This window comes from Actinomycetospora chibensis (assembly GCF_028737215.1).
Lineage (GTDB): Bacteria > Actinomycetota > Actinomycetes > Mycobacteriales > Pseudonocardiaceae > Actinomycetospora > Actinomycetospora chibensis.
In genome coordinates, this window is the sequence record NZ_JAQZAM010000002.1 from 194,770 (window position 1) to 217,919 (window position 23,150).

The 23,150-nt window shown below is 73.2% G+C and carries 21 protein-coding genes; 13 read left to right on the forward strand and 8 right to left on the reverse strand.

Features of this window, described 5'->3' with window-relative positions; genetic code table 11:
• Position 1: 1 nt before the first annotated feature.
• Both PH189_RS03395 and PH189_RS03400 read right to left on the reverse strand, forming a co-directional pair.
• Complete coding sequence (locus PH189_RS03395; protein ID WP_274187341.1) at positions 2 to 778, reverse strand: PIG-L family deacetylase; 777 nt, start codon at positions 776 to 778, stop codon at positions 2 to 4.
• A gap of 23 nt (positions 779 to 801) precedes the next feature.
• The gene (locus PH189_RS03400; RefSeq protein WP_274187342.1) at positions 802 to 2,319 is read right to left on the reverse strand and encodes a hypothetical protein; all 1,518 of its coding nucleotides are present in this window, start codon (positions 2,317 to 2,319) and stop codon (positions 802 to 804) included.
• Positions 2,320 to 2,566: 247 nt separating this feature from the next.
• On the opposite strand from PH189_RS03400, the gene PH189_RS03405 reads away from it, so the two are divergent.
• Both PH189_RS03405 and PH189_RS03410 read left to right on the forward strand, forming a co-directional pair.
• Positions 2,567 to 3,826 carry an SAM-dependent methyltransferase gene (locus PH189_RS03405; protein ID WP_274187343.1) on the forward strand — a complete coding sequence of 420 codons (1,260 nt, stop codon included), beginning with the start codon at positions 2,567 to 2,569 and terminating at the stop codon, positions 3,824 to 3,826.
• A 66-nt stretch (positions 3,827 to 3,892) separates the two neighbouring features.
• A complete protein-coding gene (locus tag PH189_RS03410; RefSeq protein ID WP_274187344.1) occupies positions 3,893 to 4,651 on the forward strand; it encodes an SDR family NAD(P)-dependent oxidoreductase in 759 nt (252 codons plus the stop codon).
• A gap of 1 nt (position 4,652) precedes the next feature.
• Here the strand turns inward: PH189_RS03410 and PH189_RS03415 are convergent, their stop codons facing one another.
• Positions 4,653 to 6,419 (reverse strand): TM0106 family RecB-like putative nuclease, encoded by a 1,767-nt coding sequence (locus tag PH189_RS03415; RefSeq protein ID WP_274187345.1) that lies wholly within the window; start codon positions 6,417 to 6,419, stop codon positions 4,653 to 4,655.
• A gap of 138 nt (positions 6,420 to 6,557) precedes the next feature.
• Here PH189_RS03415 and PH189_RS03420 point away from each other — a divergent pair, with 138 nt between their 5' ends.
• The 7 genes from PH189_RS03420 (at position 6,558) to PH189_RS03450 (ending at position 13,431) form a co-directional block, all read left to right on the forward strand.
• Entirely contained in the window at positions 6,558 to 7,301 is a 744-nt protein-coding gene (locus PH189_RS03420; RefSeq protein WP_274187346.1) for a DUF6474 family protein, read from the forward strand.
• A gap of 372 nt (positions 7,302 to 7,673) precedes the next feature.
• Positions 7,674 to 8,660 carry an IclR family transcriptional regulator gene (locus PH189_RS03425; RefSeq protein WP_274187347.1) on the forward strand — a complete coding sequence of 329 codons (987 nt, stop codon included), beginning with the start codon at positions 7,674 to 7,676 and terminating at the stop codon, positions 8,658 to 8,660.
• A complete protein-coding gene (locus tag PH189_RS03430; protein ID WP_274187348.1) occupies positions 8,657 to 9,343 on the forward strand; it encodes an ABC transporter permease in 687 nt (228 codons plus the stop codon). Before PH189_RS03425 ends, PH189_RS03430 begins: the two co-directional genes overlap by 4 nt.
• Positions 9,336 to 10,457, forward strand: coding sequence for an ABC transporter ATP-binding protein (locus PH189_RS03435; RefSeq protein WP_378014893.1), 1,122 nt, complete (start codon positions 9,336 to 9,338; stop codon positions 10,455 to 10,457). The genes PH189_RS03430 and PH189_RS03435 overlap by 8 nt, the downstream gene beginning before the upstream one ends.
• On the forward strand, positions 10,454 to 11,266 hold the full coding sequence (locus tag PH189_RS03440) for an ABC transporter permease (protein ID WP_274187349.1): 813 nt from the start codon (positions 10,454 to 10,456) through the stop codon (positions 11,264 to 11,266). Before PH189_RS03435 ends, PH189_RS03440 begins: the two co-directional genes overlap by 4 nt.
• A 79-nt stretch (positions 11,267 to 11,345) precedes the next feature.
• Positions 11,346 to 12,368, forward strand: coding sequence for a glycine betaine ABC transporter substrate-binding protein (locus PH189_RS03445; protein WP_274187350.1), 1,023 nt, complete (start codon positions 11,346 to 11,348; stop codon positions 12,366 to 12,368).
• A gap of 103 nt (positions 12,369 to 12,471) precedes the next feature.
• Positions 12,472 to 13,431: a glycine betaine ABC transporter substrate-binding protein gene (locus PH189_RS03450; protein ID WP_274187351.1), complete on the forward strand. Its 960-nt coding sequence runs from the start codon at positions 12,472 to 12,474 to the stop codon at positions 13,429 to 13,431.
• A 5-nt stretch (positions 13,432 to 13,436) separates the two neighbouring features.
• Here PH189_RS03450 and PH189_RS03455 read toward each other — a convergent pair whose 3' ends face one another.
• Positions 13,437 to 14,129: an NAD(P)H-binding protein gene (locus PH189_RS03455; protein ID WP_274187352.1), complete on the reverse strand. Its 693-nt coding sequence runs from the start codon at positions 14,127 to 14,129 to the stop codon at positions 13,437 to 13,439.
• Between the two features lie 171 nt (positions 14,130 to 14,300).
• Between PH189_RS03455 and PH189_RS03460 the strand changes: the two genes are divergently transcribed.
• Both PH189_RS03460 and PH189_RS03465 read left to right on the forward strand, forming a co-directional pair.
• Positions 14,301 to 15,368 carry an amidohydrolase family protein gene (locus PH189_RS03460; RefSeq protein WP_274187353.1) on the forward strand — a complete coding sequence of 356 codons (1,068 nt, stop codon included), beginning with the start codon at positions 14,301 to 14,303 and terminating at the stop codon, positions 15,366 to 15,368.
• A complete protein-coding gene (locus PH189_RS03465; RefSeq protein ID WP_274187354.1) occupies positions 15,365 to 16,108 on the forward strand; it encodes a metal-sulfur cluster assembly factor in 744 nt (247 codons plus the stop codon). Before PH189_RS03460 ends, PH189_RS03465 begins: the two co-directional genes overlap by 4 nt.
• A 118-nt stretch (positions 16,109 to 16,226) precedes the next feature.
• Here the strand turns inward: PH189_RS03465 and PH189_RS03470 are convergent, their stop codons facing one another.
• Genes PH189_RS03470 through PH189_RS03480 form a run of 3 tightly spaced genes read right to left on the reverse strand, consistent with a single transcriptional unit; the run spans position 16,227 to position 19,196 of the window.
• A complete protein-coding gene (locus tag PH189_RS03470; RefSeq protein ID WP_274187355.1) occupies positions 16,227 to 17,354 on the reverse strand; it encodes a 5-methyltetrahydropteroyltriglutamate--homocysteine S-methyltransferase in 1,128 nt (375 codons plus the stop codon).
• Positions 17,355 to 17,364: 10 nt separating this feature from the next.
• Entirely contained in the window at positions 17,365 to 18,198 is an 834-nt protein-coding gene (locus tag PH189_RS03475; protein WP_274187356.1) for an IclR family transcriptional regulator, read from the reverse strand.
• A 17-nt stretch (positions 18,199 to 18,215) separates the two neighbouring features.
• The gene (locus PH189_RS03480) at positions 18,216 to 19,196 is read right to left on the reverse strand and encodes an aldo/keto reductase (RefSeq protein WP_274187357.1); all 981 of its coding nucleotides are present in this window, start codon (positions 19,194 to 19,196) and stop codon (positions 18,216 to 18,218) included.
• Between the two features lie 132 nt (positions 19,197 to 19,328).
• Here PH189_RS03480 and PH189_RS03485 point away from each other — a divergent pair, with 132 nt between their 5' ends.
• Entirely contained in the window at positions 19,329 to 21,686 is a 2,358-nt protein-coding gene (locus tag PH189_RS03485; RefSeq protein ID WP_274187358.1) for a glycoside hydrolase family 65 protein, read from the forward strand.
• Positions 21,687 to 21,695: 9 nt separating this feature from the next.
• Here the strand turns inward: PH189_RS03485 and PH189_RS03490 are convergent, their stop codons facing one another.
• Positions 21,696 to 22,094 (reverse strand): hypothetical protein, encoded by a 399-nt coding sequence (locus PH189_RS03490; protein WP_274187359.1) that lies wholly within the window; start codon positions 22,092 to 22,094, stop codon positions 21,696 to 21,698.
• 136 nt (positions 22,095 to 22,230) lie between these two features.
• On the opposite strand from PH189_RS03490, the gene PH189_RS03495 reads away from it, so the two are divergent.
• The gene (locus PH189_RS03495; RefSeq protein ID WP_274187360.1) at positions 22,231 to 23,106 is read left to right on the forward strand and encodes a helix-turn-helix domain-containing protein; all 876 of its coding nucleotides are present in this window, start codon (positions 22,231 to 22,233) and stop codon (positions 23,104 to 23,106) included.
• Positions 23,107 to 23,150: the final 44 nt, after the last annotated feature.

Sequence of the window (23,150 nt, forward strand, 5' to 3'; positions counted from 1 at the left end):
GCTATGCGGGGAAGAGCGTGTCCTCCCGTCGTGCGGGATCGCCGCCCGCGCGGATGAACCACTCGGTGCCGAACGCGAGGGCGAACCGGTCGTCGTCGAGCGTGAGGAAGAAGGAGTCGTCGGCGATCTGGCTGCGGTGCGCGCGCATCGCCGCGCGCTTGGCGTCGAGCCAGGGGGTGACGTCGACGCGGGTGGTCAGCTCCGACTCGGGCGACCCGAAGCCGTCGGGGTCCAGGTCGGGGGCGTCCTGACCGGCCTCGCGCGCCATCGCCATCATCCGGCGGAACTCATCGCGGTTCGACGTCGCCTCGTAGACCCGCGGCGTCCCCGCGAGCGCGCCGGCGCGCCGACCGACCCGGTGCACCTGGATGTGGTCGGGGTGGCCGTAGCCGCCGATGCGGTCGTAACAGGTGAGGACCTCGGCGTCCTCCTCACGCAGGATCGCCGCGAGACGCTCGGCGGCCTCCTCGACGTCGGCGGACCAGAACGACCCGGACGCGCCGTTGGTGTGCGTGTCGACCATCCCGGAGTCGACGTAGCCCAGGAACTCCACGCGGGCGATCCCCAGCACCGCCGCGGCGTCGTGGGTCTCCCTGACCCGACGCTCGGCGAGGGTCTCGCCGTCGGCCAGCACCCCGGGAACGATCTCGCCGTGCTCGCCCCGGGTGGCGACCACCAGCACCACCCGGTGTCCCGCGTCCGCAGCCGCCCGCATGACGCCGCCGCAGGAGATGCACTCGTCGTCGGGGTGCGCGTGGAAGCTCACCATGGTCGCCACGCCCCGAGCCTAGTGATCGGCCCTCAGCTCAGCGCGATCGACGCCACCAGCACGACGAGGACGAGCAGGACCACGGCGGCGGTGCCCAGGATCGCGCCGGCGCGCGGGCCCGGGCCTCGGGCGAACAGCTCGCGGCCCGGCAGGCCCTCGGACCGCGCCGCGCCCGCCGCCCACGGCGGGGCCGTCTCCTCGGGGCGGGCGACCCCTCCCCCGGCCGACCGCGCCGTCACCGATCCCGGCACGAACTGCGTGCGCTCGGGGGCGGGTGGCGCCGCACGGGGCGGGACACCGCGAGGAGGCACCGACGAGCGGCGCACCACCTGGGTCGCCTCCGGCTCCGGCCCGCGCGGAACGACCTGCGTCCGGTCGGCGGCGGGTCCGGCCGCGTCGCGGACGACCTGTGTGGTGTCCGGCGACGCGTGACCGTCGGTCCCCTCCGTCGACCAGCGGAACGGTGGCGGGAACGGGTCGGGCGGCAGCGGGCGCTCGTCGGTGCGCGTGGCGTCGTCCGCGTCGTCCTCGTCCTCGTCGACGGGTGGGGGCGGCGGGCGCAGCGCGGGCGGCGCCGCCGGCGTGCCCGGCAACGGCGGGGCGTCGGCGGACGGCCCCGGCACGGGGATGCCGCGGGGGGCATCCGCCACGGAGGGCGCCGAGGTGCCGCCGTCCTGCTCCTCTGTCCGGGTGGGCACGGCTGCCGGGGCGCCGTGTCCTGGAGACACGGTGTCCGCCGTGGTCTCGGCGGGAGCGGCCGGCTCCCGCGCTCCGGACGTCTCCCCGCGCGAACCGTGTCCCGAGGACACGGTCTTTGCGGCGGTCTGGGCGGGAGCGGCCGGCTCCCGCGCTCCGGACGTCTCCCCGGACGAACCGTGTCCCGAGGACACGGTCTCGGCGGGGGTCGGGAGAGCGGGCGGCGCCGTACGGGGCGCGGGTGCGTCGCCGTCCGCAGCGGCGGGCGTCGGCGGGGCGAGGGCGTCCGTGAGGGACCCGGTCACCGGACGAGCGGGGCGAGCTCCGGCCTCCGGACGGTCGCGCTCGGCCGGCGTTCCCGCTGCCGTCGGCCCGTCCGTCGGCCGGGCCGGAGGCGGGGTCGCCGGGGCCGCGGCGCCGGGGACGCGGGTGCGCGCCGCCCCGGAGATCGGAGGCCGCCGGGAGAACGGCGGGGTCCCGGGCGGCGGGGTGCGGAGCGGCGGGGGCTGCGGGTCCTGTGGGGTCGGCGCGGGACCGGACCCGGGGCGCGCGGCGGGGCCCGTCGGCGGCCGCGACCCGTTCGGGCGCGCGGGCGGCGGCGCGCCGCGCACGCCGTGCCGGGCGTCGGGCGTCGTCGTCGCCGCTCGGGTGTGGGCGGCGGTGGTGTCGTCCTCGAGGCCCAGCTCGCGGTCCGCCGCGTCGAGCTCGCTGTCGTCGAGATCGTCCGCGGGGGTGGGGGGCGCGGGCAGCCGGGCGGCGAGGAGCTCGTCGCGTCGCCGCCGATAGGACTCGGCGTCGACCCGCCCGGTGGCCAGGTCCTCGTCGAGCCGACGCAGCTGCTCGGGGACGCCCATCTCACCTTCCTCCGGGGCTCTCGGCGGACGGCGCGGTCACCCTCCGGTCTCGGGGACTCCGCACGGTAACCCACCGAAGGGCCTCCTGAATGATCGTCGGCGAGGACCTCGGACGTGATCTCCGCGAAAAGCGGCGAACACTCCGGCGCCCGATCACGAAGGTGGCGTGGAGTGCGGCGACAGGGCTCGCACCGCGAAGGATGCACAGGCGGTCCCGAAGACGGCCGCGGACGAGAGGACTCCCCACGTGTCATCGACCTCGCGCACCACCGAGCCCCGCCGCGTCGTCCCGCGGCCCGCCGAGGGTGTGTGGCCGAACCTGCAGGACCCGGGCGAGAACTGGCTCCGCATGCGGGTGGCCCGAGCCCTGGTGCGCGCGGCCGTCCGTCGCCTCCCGCTGCACCTCGTGTGGCCGGACGGGTCGGTCGAGGGCGACCCGCGGGGTCCCGAGCTCCGCCTCATCCGCCCGGAGGCCTTCTTCACGCGCCTCGGCCGCCAGGGCCTCATCGGCTTCGGCGAGGGATGGATGGTCGGCGACTGGGACTCCGACGACCTCGTCGGCGTGCTGCGCTGCCTCACCGACCACGTCGAGCAGCTCGTGCCGCGCCCGCTGCGCAACCTGCGCCGGGTCTACGACCGCGGCCAGCCCTACGAGGAGGTCGCGGCCGACGCGACGGTGTCGCGCGAGAACGTCCACCGGCACTACGACCTGTCGAACGACCTGTTCAGCCTCTTCCTCGACGAGTCGATGATGTACTCCGCCGCCTGGTTCGACCCGGCCCGACCGGCCGAGTCCCTCACGGACGCCCAGCACCGCAAGGTCGACGGCGTCCTCGACCTCGCGGGCGTGCGCGCCGGCAGTCGCGTCCTCGAGATCGGCACCGGGTGGGGCGAGGCCGCGATCCGCGCCGCGCAGCGTGGCGCGCGGGTGACGACGCTGACGCTCTCGGTCGAGCAGGCGGGGCTCGCCCGCGTCCGCGCCGAGCAGGCCGGTGTGTCCGACCGCATCACCATCGACGTGCGCGACTACCGCGAGGCCGCCGGCGAGTACGACTCCGTGATCAGCATCGAGATGATCGAGGCCGTCGGCGAGCGCTTCTGGCCCGACTACTTCGCCACCGTCGACCGGCTGCTCGCCCCCGGCGGGCGCTTCGGGCTCCAGTCGATCACCATGCCGGACCACCGGCTCCAGGCGACGAAGGACAACTACACCTGGATCCACAAGTACATCTTTCCCGGCGGTCTGATCCCCAGCCTCGAGGCGATCGACGCGACGCTCGCGGGGCACACGTCGATGGAGGTCGTCGAGCGCCGGTCGATCGGCCTCGACTACGCCGAGACGCTGCGCCGCTGGCGGGCCACGTTCCTGGCCCGGGAGCCGGAGGTCCGTGCGATCGGGTTCGACGAGACCTTCGTGCGGATGTGGGACTTCTACCTCGCCTACTCCGAGGCCGGGTTCGCCGCGCGGTACCTGGACGACTTCCAGCTGGGCATCGCGCGGCGATAGACGTCACGGGCTGAACGGTCAGGGCTGACCGGCGGCCCGGTCGGCGCGGCGATAGCCTGCGCACCCATGGACACGACCGATGTCGCCGCGATCGTCACCGGTGGGGCCTCCGGCCTCGGGGGCGCCACCGTCCGCACGCTCGCCGCGGGCGGCGCCCGGGTGGTCGGGATCGACCTGCCCTCCGCGGTCGAGGACGCCGAGAAGCTGGACAACGTCGAGTACGTCGGCGCCGACGTGACCGACCCCGACCAGGTGGCGGCCGCCGTGGAGGCGGCGACGTCCACCGGGCTGCCGCTGCGCGTGGTGGTCAACTGCGCGGGCATCGGCACCGCCGGGCGCGTGCTGTCCAAGAAGGGCCCGCACGACCTGAAGGTCTTCCAGCAGGTCATCGGGGTCAACCTGGTCGGCACGTTCAACGTCATGCGCCTGGCCTCCGAGGCCATCGCCGCGACCGAGCCGCTGGCCGACGGGGCGCGCGGCGTCGTCGTCAACACGGCGTCCGTCGCCGCCTTCGAGGGCCAGGTCGGCCAGATCGCCTACTCGGCGTCCAAGGGCGGCGTCGTGGGCATGACCGTGCCCGCGGCCCGGGACCTCGCGCAGTACGGGATCCGCGTCATGACCATCGCCCCCGGCATCATCGACACCCCGATGCTGGCCGGCGTCGAGGAGTCGTTCCGCGAGCAGCTCGCGGCCGGCATCCCGTTCCCCCAGCGGCTCGGGCGCCCCGACGAGTACGCGCAGCTCGTCGCGATGATCGTCGAGCACGACTACCTCAACGGCGAGGTCATCCGGTTCGACGGCGCCCTGCGGATGCAGCCCCGCTAGCTCACAGGTCCTCGAGGAAGGGGACCTCGAGCACACGGTCGGACGTGAGCCACGTGCGCAGCGTCCACGTGGCCCGCACGTCGTCGGCGTTGTAGACGAGCAGCCGCTCGCGCTGCGCGGTGTCGGGCTCGCCCCCGTCGAGGGCGACCGCGTCGCGGTACCAGCGCATGGAGTTCTCCCCGCCGGCCTCCGGGTCGTGCCAGGAGAAACCCGCCGACGGCGCGACCCGCTTGAGGCCCTTGCCGTGCGGGCAGAGGAAGGCGTCGCTGACGACGGGGAAGAGGTCGATCCAGGCGTCGGAGGCGATGAACTCCTCGATCTCCGCCGCCGGGGGCACGCCGGCCATGCCGGCGAACCGCTCCGCGGAGGCGCGCAGCCAGCGGTTCTCCGCCTGCTCGTTGTAGCAGTAGGCCCGCAGCACCAGCCCGCGCTCCGCGCAGCGCGCGCGGACGTCGGTCAACCACGTCCAGAACTCCCCGAAGGAGCGGCCCTCGTCTCGGGTGGGCAACGGGTCCCAGGTGACGAAACCGCGGTAGCCGGGCTCGAGGCCGATGTCGACGCCGGAGAGCAGCACGCCCCACAGGTACGCGCCGTCCTCGCCGAGGCTCTCCATGTCGACGTCCACCTCGACGTCCCCGCGCGCGACGGCGGGGCGGCGGACACGGCGCACCAGCGGGACGTCGCGACGCCAGGCGCGGGCGAGGGCCACCGCCTCCCGCAGCTCGGCGCCCTCGAGCGCGCCGTCGCCCACCTCGGGGTCGTCCGGGGGCGGGCCGGGCAGCCCCATCGCGGGGTCGAGCGCCGCGAGCTCGCGCACCGTGGTGACGCCCCGGCCGCGCAGCCGCAGTGCGGCGTCGCCCCGGACGACGAGGCTGACGTCGTCGACCGCGCGCAGCTCGGCCTCGCACGTCGGCCACCACGGGCAGCGGCGGCACTCGGTGATGCGCGAGGGCTCGGCGAGCGCGGGCGCCCGCCGGCGCGCGGCCTCGGCCACCGCCAGCCGGTCGGCGTGCCGACCGTCGTAGGTCTCGAGCGCGCTGCGACCGCCGGAGCCCGACGGCGCCGCGAGGTCGATCCACACGACGACGTCGGCGTCGAGGCCCACGACCCCGCCCCAGACCGGAGCGCCCGGGCTCTCGGGGGGCGCCAGGCCCGCCGCACGCAACATGCGGTGCAGATGGGCGAGACGCAGCACGTCGCGGGTGACCGTGCGGATCCGGCGCGTGTCGTCCGGGGCGGCCGCCGCCGGGTGCGGCCGGTCGAGCGGGGACGTGAGCGCCCCGCCACCGGGATCGGTGACGCGGTGCCGCACGACGACCAGCGGCCACCAGCCCGAGCAGGGATCGCCCCGCTCGGCCCGCACCAGCACCTCGACGTTGCCCCGGCGGCCCTCGGCGGCGGGCAGCTCCGCCCCGCCCACGAAGTCGGGCACCGGGCCGGGACCCGAGAGGAGCGCCTCGGTGGCCTCCGCGCGCGCCCGCGAGCCGGACGCCGGCGGCACCGACGTCCAGTGCGCACCGAGGAGCTCCGCCCACCGGGCGGCCAGCTCGGCACGATGGGCCGCCGCGTCGGCACGGCGCATCGCGACCCCGGGATCGGCGTCGTCACCGCTGGGCGGGGGGCCACCCGGGAGGTCCTCCACCGGCACGTGCTCGAGATGCACCCGGCGACGGCAGCGCGTGGTGGCGGCCGCGTCGAGCAGGACCGGCCGGGGCGCGGCGGCGGGCGCGCACCCGTCGTCGGCCTCCCGCGCGGTGGTCGTGCTCATGTCCCGAGCTTCCCACGCCCCCCTGACACCCCGTCACGCTGCGGGATCCACGCCGGGCGCGCCGGGTGGGCGGACCACTAGGGTGCGGGCGTTCGCCCGGGCGCCCGACGCGCCGCGGGCACGAGACGGGGAGGGTCCATGGGACTGCTGCGCCGCGGACGGCCCGCGACGGAGGCCGACGCGCTCGAGATCAGCGACGACGTCTTCGTCGTGAGCCCGAAGGCCGCCGACCTCGCGGTCTCGGCGCAGAAGGAGCGGCGCAAGGCGGCCCGGGCGGAGCGGCTGCTCGCCGAGACCCAGGAGGCCACGCTGCTCGGCGACAAGAAGGCCCTCAAGGCCGCGAAGAAGCGCCGCAAGAACGAGCCCGAGGACGACGACGACGACCTCACCGGCACCGCCGCCGACCCGCTGACCGGCGCGAAGATCAAGCGCTACATCGGCATCGCGCGCATCGTCGTGCCCGTCGTGGCGCCGATCGTCTACCAGGCGGTGGGCATGGCACGGGACCGCTGGGACGCCCACCGCGCCCGCCAGTTCGGCGTCGCCCCCGACGAGCTCGCGGAGTTCACCGGCCGCGGCGCGGCGCTCTACGCCCGCATCCACAACCTCGCGCTCTCCGCCCGGGACCTGCGCTCGCGCTACGGCGACGGCGACGACGCCCGGGCCACCGAGGTCCGGTCCTTCGTCGACGACGCCCAGCAGCGCCTCTCCGACCTGGAGGCCGCGGTGCGGGCCGCCGAGCAGATGCCCGGCTCACGGCGACGCAGCGCGCACGTCGCGGTGGGCGGCGAGCTCGACCGCATCGAGAACCGGCTGCTGGCGCTCTGGGGCGTCGGCTCCCCGACCCGGACCGCGATCTCCGGCGGCACCGGCCGCTCCTGAGGAGCGCCGACCACCCCTCACACGGCCCCGATCGGGCGACCGCCGGGTGTTCCCGGCACATCACGATCTCGATACGCGTCCGCCATCACGCATGGTGACCTCGGCGTCCCTCGGGTGGGCGTGATCCCCTCAGCGTGGCCTGGAGCTGGCCGAATCCGGTTGTGGGCGGCCCATCGGGGCGCCCGCGGCTACCCGCTGCGTCCATGACGCGCGAGAAACATCCCTCGAATGTCGGACCTACGGGGTGACAACCTCCGCCTGACACGCCTACTGTCCCCGCAGCCGTTGCCGCAAGGACAACGCCCGTTGCCGCAGACGCCCCGAGTGAGGCGCGTCACCCGAGGTCGGCGTGAGGGGGGAGGGAGGGGGTCGATGAGCCCACGCGCGCGCACCGGCGGGCCCGACGCCCCGACCCCGCGGTCGCCCGCGACCTCCCTCGCCGCCACCGCAGGCTCCGCCGCCCCGCACGGCCGCCGCAACCGCGACGAGGCCGGCGGGCCGGTCCACCGCGCGCTCGACGTCCTCGACCTGCTGGGGGCGCCCGGCGGGCCGTCCTCGCTCGGCGTCGTCGAGATCGCCCGGCAGCTCGGCCGGGACAAGTCGCAGGTCTCGCGCCTGCTCAAGGTCCTCGCGGACGCCGGCTACGTCGACCGGGAGCCGGGGTCGCTGCGCTACCGCATCGGCACGCGCCTGTTCGCCATCGGTGCCACCGCCGTCGACCGCCGCCTGCGCGACGAGGCCGACGCGGCGGTCGCCCGCGAGGCCGCCCTGCTCGGTGAGCGCATCGACGTCGGCATCCGCAGCGGCGGCAGCGTGATGACCATCAGCACGGCCGCGCCGGACAGCGAGCTGCGGGCCTCGGGCTGGGTGGGGCGCACCGCCCCGTTGTCCTGCACTGCGACAGGTCGTGTGCTGTTGTTCGACCTGGACACCGCCGCCATCGCCCGCGTGATCGTGCCCGAGGGCCTCGGGCCGGCCGGGCCGGCCGCCCCGCGCTCGCTGGACGAGCTCGTGTCGCGGGTGGTCGAGGAACGCCGGCGCGGATGGTCCACCGCCCGCAACGAGACCGACCGCGGCCTGCTCGCCGTCGGCGCCCCGGTGCGGGACAGCGGCGGGACGGTGGTCGCCGCGCTGGGCGTCAGCGGCCCCGAGTCGCGCGTGGACCCGGTGTTCGACGAGGTCCGCGCCGCCGTCCTGCGTGCCGCGGCCGATCTCTCCCGAGCGCTCGGCGCCGGTGCTGGTTCCGGTGCTGTTTCCGGGGGCCTCGCGGGCGCCCGGGCCGGTCCACCGCCGACACCGGCCACCGACGGCGTGTCCCCCCTGTCCACTCCCCCTGCTCCCGAGAGAGGAGCGTCGTGAACTATCTGGACTACTTGTCATCGAACTCGCAGCAGATCCTGTTCCTGACCCAGGCGCACTTCCTGGTCGTGCTCATCGCGGTCGGTGTCGGCTCGGCCATCAGCATCGTGCTCGGGCTGGCCGTCTCCACCGGCGAGCCGAACCCGAACCGGTTCTCGCTGGACTGGTTCGCCACCGGCATCCGTGAGGGCTCGCTGGTGTTCACGGCGGCGCTGCTGACCGTGCCCTCGCTCGCTCTCTACGCGCTGTTCCTCCCCTTCACCGGGCTGGGCGTGACCACCGCGATCGTCGTGCTGACCTTGTACTCGCTGTACACGGTGCTGCGGAACACCGTCGCCGGCCTGACCACCGTCGACCGCGCCGTCCTCGAGTCCGCCCGCGGGCTCGGCTACAGCCGGATGCGCCGTCTGCTCACCATCCAGCTCCCACTGGCCTGGCCCGTGATCCTCAACGGCATCCGCGTCACCACGCTGATCTCGATCTCCATCGCCGTGGTCGGGGCCGTGGTCCAGGGTCCCGGACTCGGCACGCTCCTCATCAACGGAATCTCCCGGATCGGGGCGTCGAACTCCTTCTACCAGGTGCTCACGGGCACCTTGTTCTGCCTCGTGGTCGCCGCCGTCTTCGAGATCTTCTTCGCCATCGTCCAGCGCCTGACCATCCCCAGGGGGATCCGTGTCTGACACCGCAGACCAGACCGTCGTCGTCCCGGAGTCCGGCGCCGGGCGGTCCGACATGATCGTGCTGGAGGGCGTCGAGAAGATCTACCCGGGCAGCACCCAGCCCGCGGTCAGCCAGCTCGACCTGGCCATCGCGCAGGGCGACATCGTCATGCTCATCGGCCCGTCGGGCTGCGGGAAGACCACGACCCTCAAGATGATCAATCGGCTGATCGAGCCGACCGCGGGCCGGATCCTGCTCGACGGCAAGGACGTCACGCACGTCAACGGCGACCAGCTGCGGCGCCAGATCGGCTACGTCATCCAGCAGGGCGGCCTCTTCCCGCACTTCTCCATCGCCGACAACATCGGCGTGGTCCCGAAGATGCTGGGCTGGGACAAGCAGCGGATCAAGGAGCGCGCCGACGAGCTGCTCCACCTCGTCGGTCTCGAGCCGTCGACCTTCCGCGACCGCTACCCGCGCCAGCTCTCGGGTGGTCAGCAGCAGCGCATCGGCGTCGCCCGTGCGCTCGCCGCGGACCCGCCCGTCATGCTCATGGACGAGCCCTTCGGCGCCATCGACCCGATCACGCGTGACCGACTGCAGGACGAGTTCCTGGAGATCCAGCGCACGGTCGGAAAGACGATCGCCTTCGTCACCCACGACCTGCAGGAGGCCGTGAAGCTCGGCGACAAGATCGCCGTCTTCGCGACGGGCCGACTCGAGCAGTACGCCGACCCGGACACGATCCTCACCCGCCCGGCCAACGACTTCGTGTCCGACTTCGTCGGGGGCGGCGCGGCGGTCCGGCGGCTGAGCCTGGTGGAGCTCGCCCACCTCGAGCTGCACCCCATCGAGACCGACGAGAAGGCCGCCGACAGTCGCAACGGCGTCGCGGTGGCCGAGGTCGACGGCTCCGGCAAGCCCGTGTCGTGGCGGCACCTGCCCGGTGCCGACGCCGCCGGCACGCCGCTGGTGACGGTGCCGATCTCGGGCTCGGTCTACGACGCGGTGGACGTCATGCTCGACGGGTCCGCCTCGCTCGTGGCCGTGGTCGACGACGAGGGTCGCGCGCAGGGCGTCCTGCACTGGAACGACCTCGTCGGCGGCCTGCGCACGCGGAAGGGTGACGCATGAGCACCGCGACCTCCGAGACCGTCGACACGCAGGCCGAGGCCGCCGTCGAGGAGGAGGAGAAGAAGCAGGGCACGTTCGCGAGGCTGTGGTTCCAGCACTACGACCTCGTCATCCTGCCGATGATCGTCATCCTCCTGCTGCTCTTCCTGTTCCTCTACGTCGGCACGCGCGACCTCGACACCATCGAGGTGCGCGTCCTGGCCTTCGACAACGTGCAGGGCCTGCTCGCGCAGCACCTCTACCTCGTGCTGATCTCCACGATCCTCGTGCTCGTCATCGCCGTCCCGGTCGGCATCCTGCTCAGCCGCCGTTCCGCGCGTCGACTGCAGGGGCCGGTGCTCGCGATCGGTGGCTTCGGCCAGGCCCTGCCGCCCTTCGGGGTGCTCCTGCTCATGGCGTTCGCGTTCAGCTTCGGGCCCACCACGGCGATCGTCGGCCTCACCCTGGCCGCGCTCCTCCCCGTCCTGCGCAACACGGTCATCGGGCTCCAGCAGGTCGACCAGTCCCTGATCGAGGCCGCGCGCGGCATGGGCATGACCTCCCGGGCGACCCTGTTCCGGGTGGAGGTCCCGCTCGCCGTGCCGGTCATCGTCGCCGGCCTGCGCGTGGCCCTCGTGCTCAACGTCGGCACCGCGACCCTCGCCAGCTACATCGGCGCGGGCGGACTCGGCGAGCTGGTGCAGCAGGCCCTGCGCCTCAACCGCATCAACGTCCTGCTCGTGGCCGGCGGGATCATCGCCGCGCTGGCCCTGCTCATCGACTGGCTCGCCGGCGTCGCCGAGCGGATCGTCGTGACCCGCTCCGGCTAGCGGGTCGATCCCCAGAGATTTTCTCGGCCGTCCGCCCCGCACGCGAGGCCCGGCCACCCCGGAGGATAAGGAGAACACTGTGCGGTGGACATTCCGCGGCGACCGCTCCGGTCGTCGTTCCGGTTGGCGGGCGGGCGCGGTCGTGCTCGCCGCCACGGCCCTGCTGGCCGCCGGCTGCGGCGGCCTGTCGGGCTCGGGCGCGCCTCAGGCCCAGGGCGGCAGCCTTGCGGCCAGCGGCATCAACCTGGCCGGCCAGACCTACACGGTCGGCGGCAAGGAGTTCGACGAGCAGCTCGTGCTCTGCAAGATGACCATCGCGGCCCTCCAGTCGGTGGGCGCGACGGCCAACGACCGGTGCAACATCACCGGCACCGCGTCGACGCGCGCCGCCCTCGTCGGCGGCCAGATCGACATGTACTGGGAGTACACCGGCACCGGCTGGATCACCCACCTCAAGAACGCCAGCCCGATCCCGGAGTCCCAGGCCCAGTACGTCGCCGTCCGTGACGCCGACCTGGCCCAGAACCAGATCGTCTGGCTGCCGCCGTCGCCGTTCAACAACACCTACGGCATCGCGGTGACCCAGCCGTTCGCGCAGCAGAACAACCTGCGCACGCTCACCGACTGGGGCAACTTCATCAACAGCGGCAACCCGGCCGCCACCACCTGCGTCGAGGCCGAGTTCGCCGGCCGCGACGACGGTCTGGCCGGGCTGTTCCGGACCTACGGCGTCACCAACCCGCCGTCCGGTCCGCCCGGGCTGAACACGCTCGACACGGGCGCCATCTACCAGGCCACCGCCAACGGCAACCCGTGCAACTTCGGTGAGGTCTTCACCACCGACGGCCGCATCCCCGGCCTGAACCTGGTGACGCTCCAGGACGACAAGAACTACTTCCCGAAGTACAACGCGTCGCCGACCATCCGCAAGGAGGTCTTCGACCGGAACCCGAGCGTCGCGCGGGTGTTCGACCAGATCACTCCGCGGCTCACCGACCCGGTGATGCTCGACCTCAACGGTCAGGTCTCCTCGCAGGGACAGGACCCGCAGCAGGTGGCCACCCGGTGGCTGCAGCAGCAGGGATTCATCGGCGGCAGCTGACGCCGATGACGGTGTGACGGCGGCGGCCGGTCGTGGGTCCTCGACCCCGGCCGGCCGTCGTCGTCGCTGCCCCCTCCCCTCCCGACCCGAAGGCCCCACGCCCGTGCTCCGACTGCGGCTTCCCCTGGTCCTGCTCACCACCTTCGTCGCGGTGCTCGCGCTCGCCGGCTGCTCGAGCAGCGAGCGGCTCACCCCGCCCGGGAGCCTCGCCCGTGAGCTCGACCTGACGGGGCAGACGCTGACGGTGGGCGGCAAGGAGTTCGCCGAGCAGCTCGTGCTCTGCAAGATGACGATCGCCCTGCTCCAGTCGACCGGGGCGACCGTGGTCGACAGGTGCGACACGAAGGGCTCGTCGAACGTGCGGGCCGCCCTGAGCAGCGGCCAGATCGACATGTACTGGGAGTACACGGGCACGGCCTGGCGGACCTATCTGTCCCAGGAGTCGACGATCGCCGACCCCCGGGTCCTCTACGACGCCGTGCGCTTCGCCGACGCCGGTAACCAGATCACCTGGCTCGACCCCACCCCGTTCAACAACACCTACGCGGTCGGTGTCCGCAGCGACGTCGCGCAGCGCCTGCGGGTGCGGACCATCTCCGACTTCGCCGCCCTCGTGCGCGCCGGCTCGCCCGCGGCCACGCTCTGCGTCGACCAGGAGTTCACGGGCCGCGAGGACGGCCTGCAGGGGCTCCTCGCGACCTACGACATCACGCTCGGCGACAGGGCCCTCCACACCCGCCAGATCGAGCAGATCTACGGCGCTGTCGCCAGCCAGAACCCCTGCACCTTCGGCGAGGTGTTCGCCACCGACGGGCGGCTCAACCCGCTGCGGATCTCGACGCTGGTCGACGACCGCGGGTACTTCCTGCCCTACAACGCAGCGCTGACCGTGCGCAGCGACGTGATGGCCCGCGCCCCCCGCCTCGCTCTGCTCGGACGCATGGTGGCGCCGACGCTCACCGAGCAGGTGATGCGCGGGCTCAACGAGCGCGTCTCCGCCGGCGGCCGCAGCCCGGACGAGGTCGCGCGGTCGTTCCTGCGCGAGCAGGGCCTGATCGGCTAGTCGGTTCAGCGCGGGGCGTTCGCGCCGACCAGCGCGGCGACGGCCTGGGCCGGCGGGACGGTGCCGCCGATGAGCTCGAGCACGGTCCCGGCGGACTCGGGAGCGTCGAGCAGCGCGAGGAGGACGGCGGCGACGTCGTCGCGGGTCACCTCGCCGTAGCCGACCGGCGGTTGGGTGCCCGCGGGCCCGAGCCGCACCAGGCCGGTGCCCGGGTCGTCGGTGAGCTTGCCGGGCCGCAGGATCGTCAGGTCGAGGTCGTCCCGGGCACGCAGCGCGTCCTCGGCGGCCTTCTTCGCACGCAGGTAGTAGCCCCAGATCGAGTCGTCCTCGTCCTCGGTGGGCGGTGCGTCGATGCCCATGGCCGACACCAGCAGGTAGCGCCGGACGCCCGCGGCGGCCGCGGCGTCGGCGAGGAGCAGGGCGGCGTCGCGGTCGACGGTCTCCTTGCGCTCCGCGGTGCTGCCCGGGCCGGCGCCCGCGGCGAAGACGACGGCGTCCGCGCCGGTCAGGTGGCCCGCGAGCTCGCCGGAGCCGATCGCCTCGAGGTCGGCGACCACGGGGTCGGCGCCCGCCTCGCGGACGTCGTCGGCCTGGCCCTGGTCACGGATCAGTGCGGTCGTCGCGTCCCCCCGGGCGGCCGCCTGCCGCTCGAGCCGCAGGGCGATCTTGCCGTGTCCGCCGGCGATGACGATGCGCATCTCCCGACCCTAACGCGGGCCACCGGGGGGGTCGCCGATGTCCGTTTCGGCGACAGGTGGAATCAGTGGTCTTGCCCGCGCCGGATCCGTCACGTGTGATGTGGGCCGCCGTGTCCACCACCACGTTTCGCGTCCGGGCCTCTCGTCCGCGCGCACCAGGAGGCTGTCGCCGTGTACGAGAAGAACGGTGAGAAGTACTTCGTCGTCGACTCCCACATGCACTACTGGGACGCCTCGCCCGAGAACTGGGTCCAGGGTGCCGAGCAGTACGCCAAGGGCTGGATCGAGTGCTTCCACGCCTACCAGTCGCTGGGGCCGGCCGAGACCCACCAGACGCTCGAGGACTTCCAGAAGGTCTCCGAAGAGCAGCTGATGCGCGAGGTCTTCGACGAGGGCCACGTCGACGTCGCGATCTTCCAGTCCACCTACCTGCGCGAGTGGTACAAGGACGGCTTCAACACCAGCGAGCGCAACGGCGAGCTGGCGAAGAAGCACCCGGAGAAGTTCCGGGTCAACACGCGCTTCGACCCGCGCGACGGCGACGCCGGCATGCGCGAGTTCGAGAGGAACGTCGAGGAGTACAGGCCCACCGGCGTGAAGCTCTACACGGCGGAGTGGAACGGGGACTCGCGCGGCTACAAGCTCTCCGACCCCGAGTGCTACCGCTTCCTCGAGCGGGCCCAGGAGCTGGGCATCAAGAACGTCCACGTGCACAAGGGCCCGACGATCTGGCCGCTGGACAAGGACGCGTTCGACGTCTCCGACGTCGACCACGCGGCCACCGACTTCCAGGGCCTGAACTTCATCGTCGAGCACGTCGGCTTGCCGCGCATCGAGGACTTCTGCTTCATGGCGACGCAGGAGCCCAACGTCTACGCCGGCCTCTCGGTCGTGCTCGGCGGCCTCATGCACGCCCGCCCGCGCTTCTTCGCCAAGGTCATGGGCGAGCTGCTGTTCTGGGTAGGCGAGGACAAGATGACCTTCGGCTCGGACTACAACATCTGGGAACCCAAGTGGCAGGTCGAGGGCCTCGTCGACTGGGACTACCCCGAGGGCCACGACTTCGACGACTACCCGCGCCTGGGCGTCGACGGCAAGAAGAAGATCCTCGGCCTCAACGCTGCGCGGCTCTACGACATCCCCGTTCCGGCCGAGTGCCAGCTGTCCTCGGACACCAGCGCGCCGGCGTCGTCGGACGACGCCGAGCTGGTCGAGGACCGGGCGGTGGCTCAGGCATGACGGTGCTCTCCGACGCGCGCATCGCCGGCTCCAACGAGGCCGAGGCATCGGCCGCCACGGGGACGGCGTCGCGGGTGTGGGAGGCGCTGCGCACCGTGCGCGACCCCGAGCTGGACACCGACGTCGTCTCCCTGGACTTCGTCGGGTCCTGCTCGGTGTCCGACGACGGGGTCGCGCACGTGTCGCTGCGCCTGCCCACCTACTTCTGCGCCCCGAACTTCGCGTTCCTCATGGTCGCCGACGCCCACGACGCGGTGTCGGCGGCGGAGGGGGTCGCCCGGGCCGACGTGGTCCTCGCCGACCACTTCGCCTCCGACGCGATCAACTCCGGCGTGGCCGCACGGGCCGGCTTCGTGTCCTCGATGGCGGGCACCGAGGTCGGCGAGGCCGTCTCCGAGCTCGACGACCTGCGGCGCACCTTCACCGAGCGCGCGCTCATGGCGGGCACGGACCTCGTCGTCCGGCCCCTCATGCGGGAGGGCGCGACGCCCGAGGACGTCGCGGCCATGACCCTCGGCGACGCCCCCGCCTCCGACGACCTGTCGCGGCTGCGGAAGCGCCGTCGCGAGCTGGGGATCCCGTCCGACGACGGCGACCCCCTGGTCGTCGACCCCACCGGCGCCACCGTCGGCGTCGAGGCCCTGCCCCTGCACCTGCGCAAGGCGCGCAGCTACCAGGTGGGCGTCGATGCCAACACCAGCATCTGCCGCGGCCAGCTCGCGGCCCGCTACGGCGTCTGACGGTTTCCGGGGCCCGCTGGACGAACGGCGCTTTCGCTGCTTCCGAAGCTGCGAAAGCGCCGTTTCGCTCGACAACCACGCCCAGCGCCAGCGCGGGCGGCGGGCGGAGTCCGGCGGCTCAGCCCCAGACGTCGCGGGCGACGGAGACGACGAGGTCGAGCTTCGCGCGCTGCTGCTCCGGGGTCAGGTCGTTGCCCTCGACCGTGGAGGAGAAGCCGCACTGGGGCGACAGGCAGAGCTGCTCGAGCGGCACGTACTTCGTCGCCTCCTCGATGCGGCGCTTGAGGGTGTCGGGGTCCTCGAGCTCGCCCGTCTTGGTGGTGACGAGGCCCAGGACCACCTGCTGGTCGCCGCGGGGCAGGAAGCGCAGGGGCGAGAAGTCGCCGGAGCGGGCGTCGTCGTACTCGCAGAAGAAGCCGTCGACCTGCAGGCCGCCGAAGACCGCCTCGGCGACGTGGTCGTAGCCGCCCTCCGCGGCCCAGGACGAGCGGTAGTTGCCGCGGCACATGTGCGTGGTGACGCGCAGGTCCGACGGCCGGTCGCGCAGGACCTCGTTGATCGTGTCCACGTAGCGCTGGTGCATGTGGTCCGCGTCCTCGCCGCGCGCGGCCATCGACTCGCGCTGGGCGGGGTCGTTGAGATACGCGAGCGAGGTGTCGTCGAGCTGGAGGTACCGGACGCCCGCCGCGTAGAGCCGGGAGACCTCGTCGCGGTAGGCGGCGGCGAGGTCGTTCCAGAAGTCATCGGGATCCGAGTAGGGCGAGCCCTCGTGCACCGGGGCGCCGCCCAGCCGGTAGTGCAGCATCGACGGCGACGGGATCGTCAGCTTCGGCACGGCCGTGGTGACCGTCGACGCCAGCATCGAGAACGCGTCCCCGAAGATCGTCGTCGACAGCCCGATGCGCTGGTCGATCACCAGGGACATGGCCGCGAACGTCAGGTCGCCGGAGGCGTTGCGGAAGGCCACCTCGACCGACGAGTCCTTCGAGGAGGACACGCCGTCGAGCTGGTAGAGGAAGTCCATGTGCCACGAGCTGCGGCGGAGCTCTCCGTCGGTGGCCGCCTGCAGGCCCACCGACTCCTGCAGGGCGACGGCCTCGCGGATCGCGTCGTCCTCGGCGGCGCGCAGGGCGTCGTCCGGGAGCCGGCCCTCCGCGTGCGCGGTGCGGGCCTGCTTCAGGGCCGGCGGGCGCAGGAGGCTCCCGACGTGGTCGGCACGGAACGGGGCGGTGGTCCGGGCACTCATGCGCGGCAGGCTATCCGCGACGGACGGCCCCCGGACCCCCGTCGTCCCATCCAGTGGAAACGGGATCCCGCAGGGCGGCGGCGAGGCGCCGGGCCCCCTCGCGGATCGCGCGCTCGAGGCGGCTCCGGCGGTCGGCGATGCTGCCCGGCCCGCCGGCCGGGACGACGGGCACGGCCACGGCGACGGCCCCGACGAGCGTCGGGACTCCGGCCTCGGACCTCCGCACGGGCGCCGCCATGCACGCGAGCCGCTCACGGAACTCGCCCCGGTCGATGGCGAGGTCGTTGCGCCGCACACCGGTGAGCTCGCGCTCGAGCGCGTCCCGCTCGGTCATCGTCCGGTAGGCGTGCGCAGGCAGCCCGTCGCGGTCGAGGATCGCGCGGCGGGTCACCTCGTCGGCCTCGGCGAGCAGCAGCTTGCCGATCGCCGTGGCGTGCAGCGCGCCCCGCCAGTCCGAGATCACGGGTACCGGGTGGTCGGCGCAGTCGTCGTGGGCGACGACCACCACGTCCCCGTCGCGGAACGCCGCGTACAGCGCGCCCGCCTGCGCCGTGCTGTGCACCTCGCCGAGGATCCCGCCGAGCCCTCGCGGCACGGGCAGCTGGGCGACGAGACGGTCGTGCAACGCCGGGAGCTTGGGGCCGAGACCGAAGCCGCGCGAGGCCTCCAGCCGCACGAGGTAGCCGTCGGTCACGAGGCTCTCGAGGAGGTGATAGGTCGTCGAGAGGTTGTACTCGAGGCGCCGGGCGACGGCCTTCGCGCTGATCCCGTCACCGGCCGCCGCGACGACCTCGAGCACCTGCAGGGCGCGGTGCACCGACGAGAGCGCGCTCACAGCACCCATGACACCTCAAGCGGCGCTCACCCCGCCAGCCGAGTGTCCTCCGACGCCTCGGTGAGGGCCGCCAGCTCGTCGGGGGCGAGCGTCAGTTCGGCCATCGGCAGGATCGTGCCGAGCTGCTCGACGGTGCGCGCGCTCGCGATCGGCGCGGTGACGGTCGGCTGCGCGGCGAGCCACGCCAGCGCGACGGCGGCCGGCGGGACGGCGTGGGCGCCCGCGACCTCGTCCAGTACCCCGAGCACCCGCTCGCCCCGCGCGTCGAGGTAGGCCACGGCGCCCCCGGCGCGCGCCGAGGCCATCGGGCCGCTGGTGTCCGGCGGCGCGTCACCGGGCCGGTACTTCCCCGTGAGGAAGCCCTTGGCCAGCGCGAAGTACGGCATGACGCCGAGGTCCGCCGACGAGACGATCTCGGCCAGCTCGTCCTCGTAACCCGCGCGCTCGACGAGGTTGTAGTGCGGTTGCAGCGCCACGGGACGCGCGAGCCCGTGGCGCTCGGAGAGCGTGAGCACCGTCGAGAGCCGCTCCGCGGAGTAGTTCGACAGCCCCACGTACCGGATCTTCCCGGCCCGCACGAGCTCGTCGAACGCCCCGAGCGTGTCCTCCACCGGCGTGTCCGGGTCGTCGCGGTGGGCGTAGTAGAGGTCGATGTGGTCGGTGCGCAGGCGCCGCAGCGAGTCGTCGCAGGCGGCGCGCAGGTTCTCCGGCGAGAGCCCGGGGCGCTCCGGCCACGAGCCGACCTTGGTGGCGACGACCACCTCGTCGCGCACCCCGCGCTCGGCCATCCAGTCGCCCAGCACCCGCTCGGAGTCGCCGCCGGTGTTGCCCTCGACCCGCCAGGTGTAGGAGTCGGCGGTGTCCACGAAGTTCCCGCCGGCCGCCCGGTAGGCATCGAGCACCGCGAACGAGGTCGGCGCGTCCGCCGTCCACCCGAACACGTTGCCGCCGAGGCAGAGGGGGTGGACGTCGAGCTCCGTACGGGGGATCCGGACGCGTGCGGCCATGCGTACCACCGTATTCCCGCCCCTGTCACACGCGGCGGCTACGCTCCCGCGCACCCGAGCAGGAGATCGACGACGTCTCCTCAGGGAGGTGGGGCGCGGACCGCGCGCATCCGGAGTGGACGAGGAGACCCCGTGATCACGAACGCGTTCCGCGTCGACCCCTGGACGATCCACGAAGCGCACGTCGACCTCGACGCGCTGCCCCAGACCGAATCCCTGTTCGCGCTGGCCAACGGGCACGTGGGGATGCGCGGCAACCTGGACGAGGGGGAGCCGCACGCGATGCCGGGCACCTACCTCAACTCGTTCTTCGAGTCCCGCCCGCTGCCGCACGCCGAGGGCGGGTTCGGCTTCCCGGACGAGGGCCAGACGCTGGTCAACGTCCCCAACGGCAAGCTGATCCGGGTGCTCGTCGACGACGAGCCGCTCGACGTGCGCTACGGCCAGGTGCGCGCGCACAGCCGCACGCTCGACATGCGCGCGGGCACGCTGACCCGCCACGTCGACTGGGTCTCCCCCAACGGCCAGCGGGTGACGGTGACGTCGGAGCGGCTCGTGTCGTTCTCGCAGCGGTCGGTGGCGGCGATCTCCTACGAGGTCGGTGTGCCCGAGGACGCCGGCTCGGACGCGCTGCTCGTCGTCCAGTCCGAGCTCTTCGCGAACGAGCAGATGCCGGTCATCGAGGGCGACCCGCGCGTCGCGGCCGCGCTGCACGACGTCCTGGTGCCCGAGCACCACTCGAACTCCAGCCACGGCGCGCGCATGACCCACCAGACGCGGCGGTCCGAGCTGCGGGTCGGCGCGGCCATGGAGCACCAGGTCTTCGGGCCCGACGACGCCCAGGTCACGAGCTCGTGCTCCAACAACGTCGGACGCACCACGGTGATCACCCGACTCAAGCCCGGCCAGACCCTCCGCGTGGTCAAGTACATGGCCTACGGCTGGTCGAGCCAGCGCTCCCAGCCCGCGATCGTCGACCAGGTCGAGGCCGCGCTCGACGCCTCGGTCTACACCGGCTGGGACGGGCTCGTCGCCGCGCAGCGCAAGTACCTCGACGCATTCTGGGACAAGGCCGACCTCGAGATCGACGGCGACCCGCGGCTGCAGCAGGCGCTGCGGTTCTGCCTCTACCAGGTGCTGCAGGCGGGCGCGCGGGCCGAGCACCGGGCGATCGGCGCCAAGGGCCTCACCGGGCAGGGCTACGACGGGCACTGCTTCTGGGACGGCGAGACGTTCGTGCTGCCGGTGTTCATGTACACCCAGCCGCGGGCGGCCGCCGACGCGCTGCGCTGGCGCCACAGCACCCTCGACATCGCCTACGCGCACGCCGAGCACCTGGGCCTCAAGGGCGCCGCGTTCGCCTGGCGGACGATCAACGGCGAGGAGTGCTCGGGCTACTGGCCCGCGGGCACCGCCGCGTTCCACGTCAACGCCGACATCGCCGACGCCGCCATGCGCTACGTCGCGGCGACCGACGACAAGGAGTTCGAGCGCGAGATCGGCGTCGACCTGCTGGTGGCCACCGCGCGGCTGTGGCGCTCGCTGGGCCACCACGACAGCGACAGCGCGTTCCGCATCGACGGCGTCACCGGCCCCGACGAGTACTCCGCGGTGGCCGACAACAACGTGTACACGAACCTCATGGCGCAGAAGAACCTGCGCGGCGCGGCCGACGCCGCGGTCCGCTGGCCCCGCGAGGCCGAGCGGCTGCACGTCACCCCCGAGGAGGTCGCGAGCTGGCGCAGTGCGGCGAGCGCGATGGTGATCCCGTTCGACGAGGCCCTGGGCATCCACCAGCAGAGCGAGGGCTTCACCCGCCACGCGGTGTGGGACTTCGAGAACACGCCCGAGGACACCTACCCCCTGCTGCTCAACTACCCGTACTTCGACCTCTACCGCAAGCAGGTCGTCAAGCAGCCCGACCTCGTCCTCGCCATGGTCCAGTGCCCGGACGCGTTCACCCCGCAGCAGAAGCACGACAACTTCGTCTACTACGAGCGGATCACCGTCCGGGACTCGTCGCTCTCGCCCGGCACGCTCGCCGTGATGGCCGCCGAGACCGGCCACCTCGACCTCGCCTACGACTACCTGTGCGAATCGGCGCAGATGGACCTCGCCGACCTCGAGCACAACGTCCGCGACGGCGTGCACCTCGCGGCCATGAGCAGCGCCTGGACCGCGGTCGTGCTGGGCCTCGGCGGGATGCGCACCCACGACGGGCGACTGTCCTTCGCGCCCCGCCTGCCCGAGGCACTCTCCGGGCTGCGGTTCCGCATCCAGTGGCGCGGGCGCTCGGTGCACATCGCCGTCGCGGGCGCCGAGACCACCTACACCCTCGAGCACGGCGACGACCTCGAGCTCAGCCACCACGACGAGAAGTTCACGCTGAGCGTCGACGGTCCGGTGACCCTCGACGTCCCGCCGGCCCCCGAGATCGGGGAGGTCGAGCAGCCGGCCGGCCGGGCGCCGCTGTTCCGACGCCACTCGTAGATCGCAGGGTCAGGAGCGCAGGCGACTCGCCACCGGGATGATCCGGTGGCGCCGGGACGCCCCGCACACGCCGAGCGCGCGCCAGGGCAGCGAGGGTCCCGGCGACTGGTAGCGCGAGCGACCGGGGTGCCACAGCCCGTCGGCACCGCGGTCCCACCGGGCGACGGAGGGCACCTGGCCGAGCACCGTCACGGCCACGACGTCCGTGGGCTCGGGGTCGACGGCGACGTCCCAGCCCTCGCCGCTGACCGGCAGGCCGCAGCGGCAGTGCGTCAGCGTCGCGCGGTGTCCGGTGGCGGTGGTCGTCAGGACCCCGCAGGCGGGCTCGGTCGGCAGGATCCAGGCGTCCCGGCCGGGGAACACGGCGCGTGCCGCCTCCACCGCGGGCTCCACACGACGGTCGGACACCGGGGCCTCCGCGTCACGCGTCCGGTGGGTTACATGTAGAGCAAAGAGTAGTTTGCCGGTTGCTGTCGGCTCCACTGGCTACCCTCCCCCGGACGAACGGCGCCGATCGGTGGCGTCGCGGGCCCGGGGGGAGGGCGTGGTCGACCGCAACGGGGCCGGACCCGACCGGATCGATCCCAGCGCGCTGCGCTGGTTGATCGGTCACGAGCTCCGGGCCGCCCGGGAACAGGCCGGGCACACCCAGTCGGCCGCGGCCCGGGTGCTGAGCTGCACCCACGCCAAGATCAATTATCTGGAGCAGGGCAAGAACCAGCAACGCCCCGACGAGGTCGGCATGCTCCTGCGGTCCTACGGCGCCGACCCCGGCGACGTGGAACGCCTCGCGTCGCTCGCGTCGGCCTCCGACCGCGGCACGTGGTGGGCGCCGTTCGCGGACGTCGTGCCCGACTGGCTGCGCACCTTCGTGGGCCTCGAGGGCCTGGCGGCGGCATCGTTCGCATACGAGCCGTTGCTGCTCCACGGGCTGCTGCAGACCCGCGCCTACGCCACGGCCCTGCTCGTCGATCCCCTGCGCGTCCCGGTCGTCGACGTGGAGCGCGTCGTCGGCCTGCGCCTCGCGCGCCAGCAGCGCCTCCACGACCGGGCGCGCCCGCTGCAGTACGAGGCGGTGATCGAGGAGACGATCCTCGACCGTCTCGTCGGCGGCCCCGCGGTGATGGCCGAGCAGCTCGACCACCTGCTCACCCTCTCGGCGCAGGACAACGTCACCATCCGGGTGATGCCGTTGGCGGTCGCCGTCCACGACGGGCTCGACGGCGAGTTCACCCTGCTCGATTTCGACGTTGCGCGATCGATCGGTTACGTGGAGTTCCAGGACGGAGCGGTCTACGTTCAAGATCCTGACCGGATTGGCGGATACCGCACGGCCGCTGTCAGACTCCGCGACGCGGCGCTGCCGGTGGACGCCTCCCTGGAGGTGATCCGGAGCCGCCGCACGGCGCTGGACTTCTGAGCCACGTGGACGCCTCCGGCGCCGGCATTCGCCGTACCGCTCCC